17 protein-coding genes and 1 tRNA gene are annotated in these 17704 nt (G+C 55.2%); 4 read left to right on the top strand and 14 right to left on the bottom strand.

Features of this window, described 5'->3' with window-relative positions; all coding sequences use genetic code 11:
• Window positions 1–206 precede the first annotated feature (206 nt).
• Both OCV58_RS05770 and potE read left to right on the top strand, forming a co-directional pair.
• The gene (locus tag OCV58_RS05770; protein WP_087476889.1) at window positions 207–1388 is read left to right on the top strand and encodes an acetyl-CoA C-acetyltransferase; all 1182 of its coding nucleotides are present in this window, start codon (window positions 207–209) and stop codon (window positions 1386–1388) included.
• A 250-nt stretch (window positions 1389–1638) separates the two neighbouring features.
• Window positions 1639–2967, top strand: coding sequence for a putrescine-ornithine antiporter (gene potE / locus OCV58_RS05765; RefSeq protein WP_087476888.1), 1329 nt, complete (start codon window positions 1639–1641; stop codon window positions 2965–2967).
• A 54-nt stretch (window positions 2968–3021) separates the two neighbouring features.
• Here the strand turns inward: potE and OCV58_RS05760 are convergent, their stop codons facing one another.
• On the bottom strand, window positions 3022–3882 hold the full coding sequence (locus tag OCV58_RS05760) for a hypothetical protein (RefSeq protein WP_154877212.1): 861 nt from the start codon (window positions 3880–3882) through the stop codon (window positions 3022–3024).
• Entirely contained in the window at window positions 3879–4271 is a 393-nt protein-coding gene (locus OCV58_RS05755) for a hypothetical protein (RefSeq protein WP_233127978.1), read from the bottom strand. The genes OCV58_RS05760 and OCV58_RS05755 overlap by 4 nt, the downstream gene beginning before the upstream one ends.
• 221 nt (window positions 4272–4492) lie before the next feature.
• Between OCV58_RS05755 and OCV58_RS05750 the strand changes: the two genes are divergently transcribed.
• On the top strand, window positions 4493–5752 hold the full coding sequence (locus tag OCV58_RS05750; protein WP_095630220.1) for a DEAD/DEAH box helicase: 1260 nt from the start codon (window positions 4493–4495) through the stop codon (window positions 5750–5752).
• Between the two features lie 23 nt (window positions 5753–5775).
• Entirely contained in the window at window positions 5776–6306 is a 531-nt protein-coding gene (locus tag OCV58_RS05745) for an LptM family lipoprotein (protein ID WP_087476884.1), read from the top strand.
• 63 nt (window positions 6307–6369) lie between these two features.
• On the opposite strand, the gene OCV58_RS05740 is transcribed toward OCV58_RS05745, so the two are convergent.
• The 12 genes from OCV58_RS05740 to recN all read right to left on the bottom strand — a co-directional run bounded on the left by OCV58_RS05740 (window position 6370) and on the right by recN (window position 17702).
• Entirely contained in the window at window positions 6370–7128 is a 759-nt protein-coding gene (locus tag OCV58_RS05740) for an ABC transporter ATP-binding protein (RefSeq protein WP_154877211.1), read from the bottom strand.
• A complete protein-coding gene (locus OCV58_RS05735; RefSeq protein ID WP_267312810.1) occupies window positions 7125–7922 on the bottom strand; it encodes an ABC transporter ATP-binding protein in 798 nt (265 codons plus the stop codon). Before OCV58_RS05735 ends, OCV58_RS05740 begins: the two co-directional genes overlap by 4 nt.
• A 5-nt stretch (window positions 7923–7927) precedes the next feature.
• Complete coding sequence (locus tag OCV58_RS05730) at window positions 7928–9481, bottom strand: ABC transporter substrate-binding protein (protein WP_154877210.1); 1554 nt, start codon at window positions 9479–9481, stop codon at window positions 7928–7930.
• A gap of 17 nt (window positions 9482–9498) precedes the next feature.
• Window positions 9499–10338: a nickel transporter permease gene (gene nikC, locus OCV58_RS05725; protein WP_267312809.1), complete on the bottom strand. Its 840-nt coding sequence runs from the start codon at window positions 10336–10338 to the stop codon at window positions 9499–9501.
• Complete coding sequence (locus OCV58_RS05720; RefSeq protein ID WP_267312808.1) at window positions 10338–11270, bottom strand: ABC transporter permease; 933 nt, start codon at window positions 11268–11270, stop codon at window positions 10338–10340. The genes nikC and OCV58_RS05720 overlap by 1 nt, the downstream gene beginning before the upstream one ends.
• An 8-nt stretch (window positions 11271–11278) precedes the next feature.
• On the bottom strand, window positions 11279–12061 hold the full coding sequence (locus OCV58_RS05715; RefSeq protein WP_154877207.1) for a class I SAM-dependent methyltransferase: 783 nt from the start codon (window positions 12059–12061) through the stop codon (window positions 11279–11281).
• A 12-nt stretch (window positions 12062–12073) separates the two neighbouring features.
• The gene (locus OCV58_RS05710; RefSeq protein ID WP_107196364.1) at window positions 12074–12787 is read right to left on the bottom strand and encodes a class I SAM-dependent methyltransferase; all 714 of its coding nucleotides are present in this window, start codon (window positions 12785–12787) and stop codon (window positions 12074–12076) included.
• A gap of 184 nt (window positions 12788–12971) precedes the next feature.
• Window positions 12972–13048: transfer RNA gene (locus tag OCV58_RS05705), tRNA-Arg, on the bottom strand.
• Between the two features lie 121 nt (window positions 13049–13169).
• Window positions 13170–14054 carry a 4-hydroxy-tetrahydrodipicolinate synthase gene (gene dapA, locus OCV58_RS05700; RefSeq protein ID WP_095629232.1) on the bottom strand — a complete coding sequence of 295 codons (885 nt, stop codon included), beginning with the start codon at window positions 14052–14054 and terminating at the stop codon, window positions 13170–13172.
• 16 nt (window positions 14055–14070) lie between these two features.
• A complete protein-coding gene (locus tag OCV58_RS05695; RefSeq protein ID WP_095629231.1) occupies window positions 14071–15108 on the bottom strand; it encodes an aspartate-semialdehyde dehydrogenase in 1038 nt (345 codons plus the stop codon).
• 28 nt (window positions 15109–15136) lie between these two features.
• Window positions 15137–15934 (bottom strand): 4-hydroxy-tetrahydrodipicolinate reductase, encoded by a 798-nt coding sequence (dapB, locus tag OCV58_RS05690; RefSeq protein ID WP_107196578.1) that lies wholly within the window; start codon window positions 15932–15934, stop codon window positions 15137–15139.
• A gap of 82 nt (window positions 15935–16016) precedes the next feature.
• The gene (gene recN / locus OCV58_RS05685; RefSeq protein WP_154877206.1) at window positions 16017–17702 is read right to left on the bottom strand and encodes a DNA repair protein RecN; all 1686 of its coding nucleotides are present in this window, start codon (window positions 17700–17702) and stop codon (window positions 16017–16019) included.
• Window positions 17703–17704 lie beyond the last annotated feature (2 nt).

Genomic DNA, 17704 nt, shown 5'->3' with positions numbered 1-17704 from the left:
TATTTTTCGATTATGAATCATAGCAAACAAAAATATATGTATAAGGTATTATTTTTTGTAATAACTTTGTATACCCTCTTGCATTTATGTTGAAAAGTTTGTTATGATTATAATAACAATATATCATTCATACTGATGATACATTTGCAACATGTATGTCTTATCCGGACATACTATTACATTCAAACCATAAGGAGTGATTTTCTGTGAAAGAAGTAGTAATCGTAAGTGCTTGCCGTACAGCTATTGGTAAATTTGGCGGTTCCCTGAAAGACGTTCCTGCAGCAGATTTGGGCGCTATCGTTATCGAAGAAGCCATCAAACGCGCAGGCATCGACAAAGCTATCGTTGACGAAGTCGTTATGGGCAACGTTCTCCAGGCTGCTCAGGGCCAGAACCCTGCTCGTCAGGCTATGATCAAAGCAGGTCTCCCCGTTGAAACGCCGGCTATGACGATCAACAAAGTCTGCGGTTCCGGTCTCCGCTGCGTATCCCTCGCCGCTCAGATGATTAAAGCCGGCGACGCCGACGTTATCGTAGCAGGCGGTATGGAAAACATGTCCGCAGCTCCGTACGCTATTCCTAAAGCTCGTTATGGCTACCGTATGGGCAACGGCGTATTGGTCGACACGATGATCAAAGACGGCTTGTGGGACGCTTTCAACGATTACCACATGGGCATCACGGCTGAAAACGTAGCTGAACAGTTCGGCGTTTCCCGTGAAGATCAGGACGCTTTGGGCGCTCGTTCCCAGCAGAAAGCTTGCGAAGCTATTAAGAGCGGCGCATTCAAGGATCAGATCGTTCCTGTCGTCATCCATGGCAAAAAAGGCGACACTGTTTTCGATACAGACGAATTCCCGCGTGAAGGCACGACGGTTGAAAGCCTCGCTAAATTAAAACCGGCCTTCAAAAAAGGCGGCACCGTAACGGCTGGCAACGCATCCGGCATCAACGACGGCGCAGCTGCATTCGTCGTAATGTCTGCTGAAAAAGCTGCTGAACTCGGCCTCAAACCGATGGCTAAAGTCGTAAGCTACGCTTCCGCAGGCGTTGATCCTTCCATCATGGGTATCGGACCTGTTCCTTCTTCCCGCAAAGCTTTGGAAAAAGCCGGCCTCACAGCTGACGATCTCTCCCTCGTAGAAGCTAACGAAGCGTTCGCAGCACAGTCCGTATACGTTGTTCGCGAACTCGGCCTCGACATGAGCAAAGTCAACATCCACGGCGGCGCTATCGCTCTCGGCCATCCGATCGGAGCTTCCGGCGCTCGTATCCTCGTTACGCTGCTCTACGGCTTGAAAGAAGTCGGCGGCAAATACGGCTTGGCTACCCTCTGCATCGGCGGCGGCCAGGGCACGGCTTGCATCGTAGAAAACATCGACTAATTTCAATTGATATTGTCGTAACTAAACGCATGGGCATCTTTGTCCATGCGTTTTTTTGCACTTCTGACAATGTAAAAAATGGGAAAGTTTTTTACTATATCTTTACGGTATATAACGTTCTCTATACGTACTATTTTCATATAATTATTTTTCAAAAACTATTTTATTTTCTTCACAAAAATGATAGAATGAACTAGCCAAAATAAATAGTTGTTCATACTAAAATTTTACAATGAAAGAAGGACTGATAATGAAAACTACACGTCGTAAAATGTCTTTGGTTCAGCTGACCTTCGTCACTGCAGCCAATATGTTGGGGGCAGGCATCATCATGCTGCCGACCAAACTTGCTGAAGTCGGTACGATTTCCATTATTTCGTGGTTAATTACGGCTCTCGGCTCGCTCGCCCTGGCTATGACTTTCGCCCGATGCGGCATGTTTACTACGAAGCCTGGCGGAATGGGCGGTTATTCCGAATACGCCTTCGGGCGAATAGGACATTTTATGGCAAATTATGCCTATGCAGTTTCCATCGTCATTGCAAACGTGGCTATCGCCATTTCTGCCGTAGGATATGGCGCCGGGTTCTTAGGAACCTCCTTTACGCCGCTGCAAACATGTTTATATACAATCGCCTTGCTCTGGATCGCGGCCGCGTTAAATTTCAGCGGCTCCCGCTATTCGGGCAAGCTCAGCACGATAACGATCTGGGGCGCGATTATTCCCGTCCTGGGCATCTCGCTCATCGGTTGGTACTGGTTTGAACCGTCTACGTGGATTTCTTCGTGGAATCCGAACGACGTTGGGTTCATCGACGCCGTCGGCAATTCCATTGCCCTGACCCTCTGGTCTTTCCTGGGTCTGGAATCGGCTGCCGTCAACATGGACGCCGTAGAAAATCCGCAGCGTTCCGTTCCCATCGCTACCTTCGTCAGCACCTTGGGCGTAGCGTTTATCTATGTCGCCTCGACGAACGTCATCGCCGGCATCGTTCCCAATGCGGAAATCCTGAGCTCCAGCGCGCCCTTTGGCCTGGCCTTTTCGTACATGCTCGGCTCTACGGCCGGTAAGGTCGTCATGGGCCTGATGGTCTTCTCCTGCGCCGGCTCGCTCCTGTCGTGGCAGTTTACCCTGGCCCGCGTCTTTAAGACCAGCGCCCAGCGGGGCCTGTTCCCGAAGGTATTCGCCAAGGTCACCAACGCCGACGTTCCGGTCAAAGGCATGATCCTCATCCTGGCTATGCAAAGCTGCCTGGCCCTGATGACTATCAGCCCGACGCTGGCCAAACAGTTTGAGCTCCTGGCAAACCTGGCCGTCGTGACAAACGTTATTCCCTACATCTTCTGCGCTTTTGCATTGAAATCTATCTTGGAAAAAGAACAGATTTCCAATGCCGTCTGCAACAGAAATACGTCTATTTTCCTGTCCGGTGTATCTATTATCTACTGCATTTACGCCCTGACGACGACAGACGCCGTAACCTTCTTCAGCGGCTGCTTGGCAGCCTTCATTGGCTGGATGATTTACATGGTCCGTTTCAATATCCTGAAACAGCCCTTGCCGCTGCAAAATAAATAAACACGTGCAAAAGAGCCGGTCCTCGCGGATCGGCTCTTTTTATATCGGTCGTAATTACTTTATGAATTTATACACGGCCATGACGAACACGTTTCCAACGGCGACAGAGGCAACGACCAAACAGCTTTCTACGACAAACGGCGTAATGAATACGAGAAAATTATTTTGCACGACAGGCATGCATTGGAAAATAAGGGAGCTGAAAATTTGCAGGCGGCTGTCGAAGATAATCGAATTCGCCACCAGCCAGACAGCCGTCATCACGACGATGCGCAGGCACTGGATAATCCGCTCCTTCCCCGGCAGGCCCTTTGACGGGAAAAAATAAAAGGCGAACACGGCGATGACGCATATGCCCATAGCAATAAATCCAAAGCCCATGATGCTCATCACGCCGACGACCAGGCTGGTCGTTACTTCGCCGTCGCCGACAGACGGAAACAGGAGCATGCCCATGACGGCGCAAGGCAGGGGCATGCTATATAAAATCGTATCCAGAAATTCGGAAAACCAGTAGGCCCGGCGGCGCTTCAGCCACCAATCCACGCCCCAGGCAGCCAGAGACTGCAGCGTCAGGGTCCCCATCATCCATACGAAAAAGGAGGCGACCCGCAAGGCGTATTCCTGCCAAAACGGATAGGCCATGAGGCCGTTGAGAATGGCGACGGCAACGCACAGGGCGACGATGCCGCCGTATAGTATCGCACCTACGGACGCATATTGCGACGTTCCCGTCCCCTTCATCTGGCGGCGGCGCACCGTAATGGGCAGGCTCAGCGAAGCCAAAATGAACACCAGGACCGACAGGGATACGAACAGGCCCTTATCGGACGCAAAGGCGCCGAAGGGAATGGGGACTGTCCAAAGAGCCAGCCGCAGAACAGCCCGCACGCGATCTGTCACAGACGCCGTCATAGGCTCCCTCCCTTCGCCGTATCCGACCCGGTCAGGCAGGCCAGGCCATAGGCCAGCAGCAGCGTGACGCATACCTTTCCGTACATGCCGACGATGAATACGATATCCCGTCCAACAGTCGGCCATTCCCAAAAGGACGACGATTTCCAGATATCGCCCATACAGGCGCTGAAAACGGCAAAGGCCGCGGCGACAGCCAGCCACATGACGACAAAGGCAGCCCGGCTTATCTTCCGCTGTTCCGGGCCGAACCGCGCTTCGGCGCTACCTAAATAAGCCCAGGGAACCAGGAAGGACAAGACCGTATAGCTTACCAGGGCCACGACGGCGCTGGAGCCGTTATGTATCGTATACGCCCCGATGGGAATCGGGATAATAAAAAAACACATGAACACGCACTGACGAATTACATCGCAACAGCCACTCATTTCTTTTCTGTACCTCCATTACAGGAACTCTCTTGCTTAATAATTAAGTATACCACATACAGGGCATACATGGGTAGTCGTTATAGCCGGCCGGCGCAATCTTCTATTGCGAAAAAGACGGCTCTTGTGTACAATAGATAATAATTACGCAAATATTTACATAGAAAGGTATTTACACAATCATGTCCAAAACATTCCAATCCCTAGGCATTACGCCGGAGCTTTGCGAACTGCTGCGCAAGCAGGGCATCCGCGAGGCTACGGCCATACAGGAACAGGCAATTCCGCCTGTATTTAAGGGGCGCGACATACTGGCCCAGGCCCAGACCGGCACAGGAAAAACCTACGCCTTCCTCCTGCCGTCATTGCAGCAGGTCAAGCCGAACGTCCATATGGAGCAGGTCCTTATCATCGCGCCGACGCGCGAGCTGGCCCGGCAGATTGCCGAAGTAGCCGACGCCCTAGCCCCGGCTCTCGGCGTCGACGTCCTCAGCCTCATCGGCGGCAAGACGATCGAAAACCAGCTGCAGAAGCTGCACCGCCATCCCCACGTCATCATCGGCACGCCGGGCCGCCTCCTGGACCACTGCCGCCGCAATTCCCTCGATTTAAGCGGCGTCGGCCGGGTCGTCGTCGACGAAGCGGACCAAATGCTGCAGTCGGGATTTTTAGAAGACGTCGACATCCTCATCAGCATGACGCCCAAGCGCCGTCAGCTCCTGTTTTTCTCCGCCACCATACCGGACAAAATCAGAGGCCTGGCAAAAAAACACATGCAGAATCCCCTGTCGCTCCGCGTATTGGAAGGCGAAACCATCGCCCTGGAGCAAATTGAACAGCGCATCTACATGACCAGCGAGGATAAAAAATTCCCCATGCTGTGCCAGATGCTGCAGGAGATGAATCCCTACCTGGCCGTCGTATTCTGCAACACTAAAGAGCGGACGGCCCAGCTGGCCGGTCAGCTCATCGCCGCCGGCTTCAACATCGGCGAGCTTCACGGCGACATGTCCCAAGGCCGCCGTACCCAGGTGCTGCGCGACTTCGCCCGGGCTAAGACGCAGATTCTCGTGGCGACGGATATCGCCGCACGCGGCATCGACATCGAAGGCATTACGCACGTATTCAATTACGACGTCCCCCGTGACGTAGATTATTATATCCACCGCATCGGCCGGACAGGCCGGGCCGGCAACGAAGGATTGTCCGTCATGTTCGCCACCGGCGCCGACGAAGACTGGGTCCGCCGCATCGAACACAGCATTCACGCTACGATTACCAAATATACGACGAGCGGCAAAATCAAAGTCAAGGCCAGCGCGCGGCCTCCCAAAAAGAAAAAGGTATACAAGGACAAGCTGCCGGCCAGCACGTACCAGCCTACGAAAAGCAAGCGCCACAAAACGCTTCATAAGGGCGGGGACAACCGCCGCCGGCGGTAATATACAGCAAGGAGGTACTGAATATGAAAAAACAATTAGCCGTCGTCCTGGCCATTCTGACGCTGTTCGTCAGCGCCGGCTGCTCCCAGACAGACACGCAGGACGCCAATAAGGCCAAGACCACGCAGGAACAGCAAGTCGACAAGGGAAAAGCTGAAAAGGCCACAATCGGCGAAGTTGCCGGCCTCGGCGATACGGCCCAGGATTGGGAAGCCGAATTCGGCCATCCCTATGCGCAAGGCGACACGCTGAAAGTATACAAGGGCGGCCTCTACGAAGTCGTGTTTGAAAAGGACCGGGCCGTTACGATTACCTTGCCGGCTAAAGACGGCAAAGAACCGGCGACGGATACGCTTCTTCCCCGCGACGGCAAGAAGCAGTCTGAAAACAGCCAGCAAACGGGCGGCATGACCATGACTGTAGAAAAATGGCACAGCCATATGCTGGAAAAAGCGATTCCCGACACGAAGGGAACCTATACGGTCATGAAAAATAAGAACGGCGAAGAATATGACAGTATCATCGTCGACTGCACGCCTAATTTGAAAAAATAAATACAATCATACGAAAAAGGCTCCTCCCTAGTCCCATGCAGGCTATGGAGGAGCCCTTTTTCGTCAGTATAGGACGGCCTCGATAAGGCGCCTCGTGTATTCGCTTTGAGGACGGCAAACGACGTCGTCCATCCGTCCTTCTTCTACAATCCGGCCCTTGTCCATGACGATAAGCCGGTCGCAGCACTGCTGCGCTACGGCCAAATTGTGCGTAATAAACAGGAGCTGGAGACGCCCCTCGGCCTTTAGCTCCAGCAGCAGTTCGAGAATCTGCCGCTGGGCCATGACGTCCAAGGCGCTCGTCGCTTCGTCGCAAACAAGCAGCCGCGGCTGTGCCGCCAAGGCGCGGGCGATGGCCGCCCGCTGGCATTGGCCGCCGCTGACCTCATGAGGATACCAATCGGCGGCGGCAGCAGGCAATCCGCACCGTTCCAGCAGCGCTCTTACCCGTTCCCGCCGTTCGGCTTTGCCGACGCCGCCGTTCTTAAGACATTCTCCGACGCCGTCTCCCAGTGTCCGCCGCGGGTCAAAGGACGACCGAGGCGACTGAAATACCATTTGCACTTCTTTATACACCTGCCGCAGGGCCTTTCCCCTGGCCTCCGTAATATCGCAGCCTCTCAGCAAAATACGTCCTGACGTCACGTCGATAAAGCGGCATACCGCATTGGCGACGGTGCTCTTTCCCGACCCGGACGGGCCGATCAGGCCGACGCTTTCGCCTTCTTCTATGCAAAAACTAACCCTATCCAGCGCCCTGACCTGAGCGCCCTTTCTTCCTGGAAATACTTTCGTCACTTCTTGCAGTTCCAAAACAGTCATCGTCTGTCCCTCCGCAGCTTCGGCACGGCAGCCAGCAGCTCCTTCGTATACGCCTGGGCCGGCGAGGCCAGCACGTCTTTCGCCGGTCCGTATTCTATCATCTGCCCGTCTTTTACGACCAGTACGTAATCGGCTACACGGGACACGACGCCCATGTCGTGCGTGACCAGCATAATCGCCGTACCGTACTGGTCCCGCAGATACAGCAGCTCATCCAGTACCTGCTTCTGCGCGCAGACGTCGAAAGCACTCGTCGGCTCGTCGGCCAGCAGCAGGGCCGGCTTCAGCAGCATGACCAGGACTAAGGCCGCGCGCTGGTTCATGCCTCCTGACAGCTCAAAAGGATAACTTTCCCATACGCGCCGACCGTCTGAAAAGCCCAGGCGCGCGAAAAGCTCCAAAGTCTGCCGCCGGACCTCTTCCTTCCCCATATCTAAATGAGCCGCCGCAGCCTCGCAGATTTGACTGCCTATGGTCCGCACCGGACACAGCGACGCCGCGGCATCCTGAAAGACCATGGCCATCTGTGCGCCGCAAAGACGCCGCATCCCTTCGTCCGATAACGCCAGTATATCCTGTCCTTGGAACCAAATATGTCCCTGCGTCACGGCGCCTCCCGGGCCTAAGAGATTCATAGCGCTTTGCAGGAGGGTGCTCTTGCCGCTTCCGGACTCGCCGACTATCCCCAATATCTCTCCTGGCTGCAGCGAAAACGTCGCCTGCCGTACGACAGGCCGGCCGTCATAGCAGATGTTTACGTTGTCATAGGCGATGACCGCCTCTTTCATGTCCATCACCTTCACGTCTTATCTAAATCCGCCGTAATTTCATAAAAATCGCAGGGATGAGCCGCAAGGCCGACGACGCCCTTCCTGGCGATCATGCTCATCTTCAAATGGGAGCAAAATACATAGGCGTGGTCGTCCAGGATAGTCTGCGCCATCTGCGCGGCCAGCGCGCCCCGTTCATCGGGGTCAAAGGTCCCTTCCATCTTCCGGGCTAATTCTTCCAGGGCATCGCTGTGATACCGGCCCGTATTGCTGTCCGACCCGTCGAGGCAGCAGTAGGTGAAGAAATACTGCGGGTCTCCCGACGGAGCCGTCACCATCGCGCTGGCATAGACGTCCCAGGCGGAGCGGTCCTTTTTCACGCGGTTGTGGTCAGCCGTACACTGTATATCCACAGCGACGCCAATCTGCTTCAGCGTCGCCTGAGCCGATTCGGCCAGCAACGGCAGTTCCTGACGGCTCGGATAGGTAAGCCAGCGGAGGGCCAGCCTGCGCCCGTCCTTTTCCCGAACGCCGTCGCCGTCTTCATCCTTCCAGCCGGCGTCGTCCAATACGCGCCGGGCCCCTTCTAAGTCATAGGGCTCGGCCTTCGCCGCATCGCCGCCGAAGGCAAACGTATCGGGAAAGGGACCGGCGGCAGGGTAGCCGTTTCCATGGAGCAAGGCGTCGACAAAGCCCTGCTTGTCAATGGCCATGGAAATCGCTTTGCGGACGGCTTCATCCTGCATCAAAGGACTGTCGAAATTCATCCAGACAAAGAAGGTGCGGCTTGTAGCCGCGCTGCTAATCGTGTACTCGTCGTTTTGAAACAGGGGATAGCTGGCATAGGGCATGCCGTAGGCCGCGTCGATTTCGCCGGACTGCAGGGCCATAGTCAGCGTATCGCCGTCGGAAATAGTCCGTATCGTAATCGAATCCAGCTTGGGCTCGCCGTTCCAATAGGCATCATTTTTTACGAGGTCGACGTGGTCTCCGGACACGAGGGACACGGCCTTATACGGCCCCGTCGCCGTCACCATGCCGTCGCTGGTGATGCCGGCCTGCATGTCGATGATGCAGCCGTATGGGTCGGACAGATAATTGGGCAGGGCCGGCACGGGAACCGTCGTCCGAATCGTCAGCACCTGTCCGTCCGCTTCCATCGAGGCAATATGCAAATCGCCGGCCGCCCGCTTATGGACGGCAACCAAATGCTCCAGACATTCCTTGACGGCCTGGGCGTCTACGGGCCGGCCGCTGGTAAAGGTCACATTCCTGCGCAGGACAATCCGCCACGTCACGTCGTCGACAGGCTCATAGCTTTCTGCCAGCCACGGCTCGATTTCCATCGTATCGGAGTATCGGAACAGCGTCTCCCCTACGCCGTAGCGGATGCAGGCCCAGCCGCTGTTGTCGTTGTGCGGATTGATGTCGGGCTCGTTGTTTTCAGGGTTAAAGGTCGTATCGCCCATGACAAAGGTTTTGCCAGCGGCGGAACGGTTCGCCTCTTCCGTACCGCCGCAGCCGGCCGCCGTCAGCAGCAGGAGCGCCGCCGCAATCCACGCTATAAACCGCTTTTTATTCATCCTCGCAAACCTCCCCATTACCGTCCCCGCTCTTTCGGGTCTATATAATCGCGCAGCGCATCGCCCCACAGATTCAATATAGCTACGGAAAGAAAAATAGCCGCTCCGGGAGACAGGACGACCCAGGGATAGGTCTGCAGCATGCTTCGTCCCGTGCTCATCATGCTGCCCCATTCGGCGGCCGGCGGCTTGGCGCCTAATCCCAAAAAGGACAGGGCCGCCAGCTCCATCATCATCGTACCGATGTCCAGGGCCGCCGTCACGACGATCGTTCCCAGGCAGTTCGGCAATATATGGCGGATCAGGATCTGCCGAGGCAGAGAACCGGCCATCTGAGCCGCTAAAATGAACTTCTGCTCCTTCAATGCCAAGGTCCGGCTTCGGACCAAGCGGGCGTACTTAGGCCAACTGACGGCTCCTAAGGCAACGACGGCATTGTGAATCCCGCCGTGCAAAACAGCCGCTATAGCCATGGCAAAAATCAAGCTGGGAAAGGCCAGGCAAACGTCGGCCAGGCGCATGCACAGGGCGTCCGCCTTCCCGCCGTAATATCCGCACAGCAGTCCGACACCCGTGCCGATAAAAGCAATCATGGCGACGAGAGCCAAGGCCGAAAAAATGCTGAGCTGCGCGCCGGCGAGAATCCGGGACAGCATATCACGGCCATACCGGTCGGTCCCCAGCCAGTGGTCCCAGCCCGGAGCCTGAAGAGCCGCGTCATACTGCTGGGCATACGGGTCGTAAGGGCACAGATACGCGCCGAAGGCCGCGACGCACAGCAATGCGGCGGCGCAGAGAGAAAACAAGATAAGGCGCCGCTTCGGCGCCTTACAAGAACTAAGAGCTTCCGGTAACATCAGCGCCGCCCCTCTTTCCATCGAATCTGCGGGTCCGCTATCCGATAGACGATATCAGTCAGCAAATTGACGACGACGTAGATGAGGGCCATCCATACGACATAGGCCTGAATCATGGGATAATCCCGGCCGTGAATCGCGTCGACGGCTAGCTTTCCCACGCCGTCCCACATGAAAATAGATTCTACAATGGCCGTCCCGCCCAGCAGACTGCCGATGGAAAGAGCCAGCAATGTCAGGATCGTACCGAAGGAAGCCCGCAGGATGCTGCGCCGCAGCGTCCAGGAAAAGGGAAGGCCCCTCGATTTCGCACCCAGCACATAGTCCTTGCCCATTTCTTCCAGTACGGCCGCCCGTACTTGCCGCAAATACTTGGCGGACATCGCAATAGCCAGCGTCGCCGTCGGCAGCGCCAGATGCTCCAAGCCTTCCCCCGAGGAAAGGACTGGGAACAGGGGAATCTGGACGGCAAACAGATACAGCAGTACCAAAGCCAGGAAAAAATTAGGCATGCTGTTGCCGCAAAAGCTGAAAAAACGGATGACGTAATCTGCAGGCGAGTTGCGCCGGACCGCCGCCGCAATGCCCAGCGGAACCGAAACGGCGACCGTCAGCAGGACGGACGACGCCGTAAGAAGCAGCGTCGCCGGCAGCTTATCCATAAAGGTAGCAAAAACATCGCGGCCCGTCATGAAGCTGACGCCCATATTGCCATGCAGCAGATGTCCCAACCAGACGAGATATTGCGCCAGAAACGGCCGGTCCAAGCCCAACTGCGCCCGTTCGGCCGCCACGACCTCGGCGGCGACGGCGATGCCGGCCCGGTCATATTTTTGAACGACGGCATCGCTGCCGGCAATATGCATCATGGCAAAGGACAAAAAGGTAATTCCCAGCAAAATCGGAATCAGCTGCAGAAGCCGTTTTATCACATACATCATCATAACCGCTTCACAGCCTTTATCATAAACATAGGCGTCGAGCCGTTATTGATGCGTTCTTCCCGCGTCCATACCGTCTTCCATATATCCTCGTCGGCGACGGCGTCCATCCCCAAGTGCCGCAGAATATCTAAATCCCACTGCGGGCGCACGCATCCCGACAGGGGCGCTTTGCCGGCGATCGCTTCCATAGCCGGTATATCTGTCCCGTCCGTCTCGTCGGCTACGCCGCTCCGGCGGATGTGCTCCCTGTCTTCCATATATCCCCGCCGCGCTTCCTCATCGTATAAATACCGATACCAATTGGCGTCGAAATTCAGCAGCAGGCCGCCCGGTTTCAGGACGCGCCGCCACTCGCCATAGGCCTTATCAGGGTGTGGAAGGTTCCACGTAAGGTTCCGCGTGACGACGACGTCGAAATACCCGTCGGCAAAGGCCAGCTGCTCCGCGTTCATGCGGCAAAACCGTATAGACCGGCCGAGCCGTCCGGCGTTGTATCTCGCTTCTTCCAGCATAGACGCTGTATAGTCGACGGCCGTCACCTCATAGCCCCGTTCAGCCAGCAGAATGGCGAAAAATCCCGGCCCCGTGCCGACGTCCAGCACGCGGATTGATGAAGCACTCTCTTTACCGCAGGCCGCGTCTATGTGCTGCAGCAGCGTCCGTCTCCAGACGTCCCTCTGGCCTGAGCTCAGCTCGTTTTGATGGACTGCCGAATATCCCGGCGCGCGGTTTGTCCAATAGGCCATATTTTCTTGTTCATAGCTTTCATAAGCCGCCATAGTCATCCCTCGTCAAACATACGCCGCAATACAGAATATGGGCGTAGGATTATAAAATTCGTCTACGTCATGATATATGCGCTTCCAAACGGACAGATCCACGCGGACATCGCGGAATCCCGCCTCGGCCAATAACTCGCAATCCCGCTGCGGACGCAGCTCCGGCCTGCGCAGGACCGTCTTCATCCGTTCATAGTCAGCCAGCAGCGACGGCGCAATCCGTTGGTGCGCGTGGGCAGCCGGCAGCGGCATATCCGCCCTTTCATGGCAATAATCGGCGTCAAAATTCAGCAGCAGGCCGCCGTCCTTCAGCACGCGCCGCCACGCCCTATAGGCCTTGCCCAAATTCGGAAGAGCCCAGGTCAGATTGCGCGAAATGACGACGTCGAAAGAAGCGTCGGGAAACTCGGGCCGTTCCGCATCCATGACGTAAAACGCCGACGGCACATGATATAGCGCCGCTTTCCGCTTCGCTTCGGCGATCATGTGCTCCGTCAGATCGATGCCGACGACGTCGTGCCCTTCCAGGGCCAGGATATTAGCAAAAAATCCTGTGCCCGTGCCGACGTCTAAGATGCGCAGCGGCGCGTCCATTGAAAAATACCGCTGAAACTCCTCTATCCACAGCCGCCGCTTCGGGCTTTGAAACTCCCGGCACCGCTGCGCCGAAAACTCGTCGACCCGCTGCGACCAATACGCTATCATTTCACGTTTAATCTCTTCCATCTGCCTAGCCTTTCTATACATCGTAATTTAAAGTAATTTTATTATACAAAAATATATATGGCCTTTTAAGCCCCCTATGGGGATAGAAATTACCGTACAGTCCATCCAATCCTTCATGACCATATGCTAATCGTTTATACTGCGCACAAAAAAACAGCTCATGCAAAATGCATGAGCTGTTCTGTGGTGACCCGGTAGGGATTCGAACCCTAGACCTACTGATTCGTAGTCAGTCACTCTATCCAGCTGAGCTACCGAGTCATATCTTAACGACTTATACAGTATAGTAAATTTTTTATTATTTGTCAATACGTTTTTTATATAAAATGGGGAAAGAGCGGCGCTCCTTCCCCATTTGCTCCATCGTATTGATGATTTCCAGTTACATGACGCCGGCATCCTTCATCATCTGCGTCAGGAATTCTTTTACCTTCGGGCTGGCGTCTACCATAGGCAGACGGAATGCGCCGGCCGGCAGGCCGAGCATGTTGCAGCAGGCCTTGATCGGCGTCGGGTTTACGGTGCAGAAGATACCCGTCATAACCGGCAGGTATTTCTGATGCAGTTCCATGGCCTTTTTGATGTCGCCGTCTTTATAGGCCTGAACCATTTCGTTCATCTCCTTGCCGATGATATGGGACGCAACGCTGATAACGCCGCAGCCGCCGACGGACAAAATCGGCAGGGTCAGGTTATCTTCGCCGCTGTATACGTAGAAGTCGTCGTCTGTGTCGCGGGCAATCGTCGTAGCTGCGTTCAAATCGCCGCTGGCTTCCTTGATGCCGACGATATTCTTGAAGTCATGGGCCAGCTTGACGACCGTAGCCGCTTCAATCTTGCCGCCCGTACGGCCCGGTACATTGTAGATCAGAATCGGCATATCCGTCGCCTTCGCAAGGGCCGCAAAGTGGGCGTAGCAGCCGTCCTGATTCGGCTTGTTGTAATAGGGAACGATGGCCAGGAAGCAGTCTACTCCCGTCTTTTCCGCTTTTTTCATGAATTCGATCGTCTGCGCCGTATTGTTCGTGCCTACGTTGGCCATGACCATCACTTTATCGCCTACGGCGGCGGAGATGTCCGTAAAGAGCTTTAATTTTTCCTCTTCCGTCATCGTAGCGCCTTCGCCGGTCGTACCGGCTACGAGAATGCCGTCGGAGCCGTTTTCGCAGTAATACTGTGCTAATTTGACGGCGCCTTCGTAATTGACGGACTCGTCTTCATGAAACGGCGTAATCATAGCCGTGATAACGTTGCCAAATGTTAACATACCAATTCGCTCCTCTCTACTTTACCATATCACGAGCCAGCATATATTCGGCGATCTGCAGGGCGTTCAGGGCGGCGCCCTTGCGGATTTGGTCGCCCGATACCCACAAGTTGACGGCTTTGGGATTGTACAGGTCCTTGCGGATGCGGCCTACGTAGCAGTCGTATTGTTCCGACGTATACATGGGCATGGGATATTCCATTTCGGCCGGATTGTCCTGTACCTGCGCGCCCGGGAAGGCATCGATAGCCTTGCGGATCGCGTCGACAGTCAATTCATCCTGTGTTTCTACGTAAATGGATTCGGCATGGCTGCGGAAAACGGGAACGCGGACGGTTGTCGCCGTAATGGCGATAGTATCGTCGTGAAGCATCTTATGGGTTTCGTTGACCATCTTCATTTCTTCCTTCGTATAATCGTTTTCCATGAATTTATCAATCTGCGGAATCAGGTTAAACGCGATGGGATAGTGCTTCGGCAGGCTCTTGCTCGGCAGGATCTGCGGGTTCATGGCTTCGCCCTTGAGGTAGGCCTGCGTTTCTTCCTGCAGCTCATCGATGCCTTCTTTGCCGGCGCCGGACACGGCCTGATAGGTGCTGACGATAATCTTTTTGATCGGCGACAAGTCGTGAATCGGCTTCAAGGCCATGAGCATGATGATCGTCGAGCAGTTCGGATTGGCTATGATGCCCTTATGCCAGGCAATGTCTTCCGGATTGACTTCGGGAACGACAAGGGGCACGTCCGGATCCATGCGGAACGTGCTGGAATTATCGATGACGATACAGCCCCGTTTAGCAGCTTCAGGCCCCAGGGTCTTGCTGATAGAACCGCCGGCAAACAAGCCGATATCTACGCCGTCGAAAGATTCGGGCTTCGCTTCTTCTATCGTGTATTCCTGACCGTTAACGGTCAGCGTCTTGCCTGCCGAACGGGCCGACGCCAGCAGCTTCAGCTTGCTGTACGGAAAGTTTCGTTCTTCAATCAGGCGGATAAATTCTTGTCCAACTGCACCTGTGGCGCCTAAAATCGCTACTACCGGTTCTTTTGCCATACTAAAAACCCCTCCAACATCTTACGTCTTATAAATAATTTTCCAAGCCAAAGGTCAGGCCCGGCCGCGAGCTTACCTTCTTCACAGCTAAAATGACTCCGGGCATGAACGATTTGCGGTCGATAGAATCGTGACGGATCGTCAGCAGCTCGCCGTAGCCGCCGAACAGTACTTGCTGATGGGCGACGTAGCCGGGAAGGCGGACGCTGTGAATGGGAATGTCGTCCACTTTTGCGCCGCGGGCGCCGTCCAGGCTTTCATGCGTCTTATCCGGAGCCTGCTGGGCATTGGCAGCCTTGCGGGCCGCGTCGATTTTATTAGCCGTCATGATGGCCGTGCCAGACGGAGCGTCCAGCTTATTATTATGGTGAAGTTCGATGATTTCTACATCCGGCAAATAAGGAGCCACTTCTTCCGACAGCTTCATCATCAAAACGGCGCCGATAGAAAAGTTCGGCGCAATGAAAATGCTCGTCTTGCGCTGTTCTGCCAAGGCGGCCAATTCGCCGCGCTGTTCCGCCGTCAGGCCCGTCGTGCCGACGACCATGTTGACGCCGTGTTCAATGCAGGTCTTGGCGTTTTCAAAGATAACCTTAGGTGTCGTAAAATCTACGACGACGTCGGGCTTGATGTCATCCAGAGCCTGGCCTAAGCCTTCGCGGATAGCGATTCCCAGCGCGCCGACGCCGGCCAGTTCGCCGGCGTCTTTGCCGATATTCGTCACGCTGACGCCGCCGACAAATTCTAAATCCTTATCTTCATATACGGCTTTGACGACCTGGCTTCCCATGCGGCCGTCCGCGCCGTTTACCAATACGCGAATCATGTTTGTTCACCATCCTAATTTTACTTAATTAAAGATTACCATTAATATATACCTATTATGCAAATTCGTCAATAGAATCACTTTAAATCTTGTCGTCCCGCACTTGACGCACGATTTGCTTGGCCGCCTCGATGCTGGCCTCCGTCGCGTCGTCGCCGGCAAACATGCGGGCGATTTCCAAGACGTGGTCTTCTGCCGACAACGGGCGAACTTGTGAAACGGTCCGACCATCGGCTTCCCTTTTATAGATGAAGTAATGGTGATCGGCGATGGCCGCCGTCTGGGGCAGGTGGGTAATGCACAAGACCTGATTGTCCCGTCCCAGCCGCCGGATGTGCTCGGCTACCTTCAAGCCCGTCTGCCCGCTGATGCCGACGTCGATTTCGTCGAAGATCATCGTCTGCCCGCCGGCCGAGGCCGCGCTCGACTTCAGGGCTAGGGCAATACGGGAAATTTCGCCGCCCGAGGCGATTTTCGCCAGAGGCTGCATGGCTTCGCCCGTATTGGCGGAGAAATATAATTCGATGGAAGCCGCCCCGTCAGGAAGAATTTTTTCCATAGGCTCGATGTGAAAGGCGATGCGGCTGTTCGGCATGCCTAATTGATGCAGGGTCTCTTCCATGGCCTGACGAAAGGAGGCGTCCGCTTCCCGCCGCAGCAAAAGCAGCCGTTCGGCCTGTCGCCGCAGGCCCTGTTCCTGCCGCTTGATGTCGGCTTGAAGCTCTGCCAGCAAGCTTTCCGATTGGTCGAGCCGTTCGTACTCGCCCTTGGCTTTGGCCAAAAAGGCCAGTATTTCTTCAATCGTAAGGCCGTATTTCCGCTTGAGCTTGTCGATCGCCGCCAGGCGGGACTGCATGGCGTCAAGAGCCCGTTCGTCAAACTCAAAGGAATCGGCATACCGCATCAGGCCGTCGTGCACGTCTTCCACCTCGTAGGACAGCGTTTCCACCTTAGACGCTAAGTCGGCAAAGGCCGCATCGTAGGCGGAGGCCTTTTCCAGGCAGCGATGTATCGTCTCCAGCTGTTCGACGATGCCCTTCTGCCGTTCGCCCCCTTCCAGGCAAAATACGGCTTCCTTTAGATTGTCTTTAATATGCTCGGCATGAGAGGCGGCGCGCACCTTCTTTTCCAGCTCGTCGTCTTCGCCGATTTGCAGCTGGGCGCTCTCGATTTCCTTGATTTGGAAATCGAGGATACCGGTCATGCGCGCCTTTTCGCCTTCGTCGTGCTGCAGCTTGCGCGCCTGCTGGCACAGGGAACACCACGCGCCGTACATTTCGTCATACCGCCGCCGCTCCTGCTGCAGCTCCGGCGTCAGCGAATCCAGTATGCCGACGTGGTAGGCCGGGTCAAAGATGAGGCGGTTGTCGAACTGGCCGTGTATGTCGAGAAGGTATTCGCCAATGCGCTTGACGACGGCAGTCGGCACCAGCGTGCCGTTCACCAGCGTCGTACCCCTGCCGCTGCGGTAAAACTGCCGGCAGATGACAAGCTGCCCGTCGTCGCATTCGATGTGGTTTTCTTCCAGCAGACGGGCCAAATGTTCGTCTATAGCAGAAAAAAAGAACGCGCCTTCAACACGAAAGGCGTCCGTGCCCTGCCGCACGAACGATGCTGAAGCGCGTTTTCCTGCCAACATGCCGATTGCATCGAGAAGAATAGATTTGCCGGCACCGGTTTCGCCGGTAAAAATCGTAATGCCCTCGCCGAAAGAAAGCTGCAGATCTTCTATTAACGCAAAATTATGTATGTGCAGCGATTGCAGCATAA

It is taken from the genome of Megasphaera stantonii, from assembly GCF_025567065.1.
GTDB lineage: Bacteria > Bacillota > Negativicutes > Veillonellales > Megasphaeraceae > Megasphaera > Megasphaera stantonii.
This window is presented reverse-complemented; position numbering and strand designations above follow the sequence as displayed.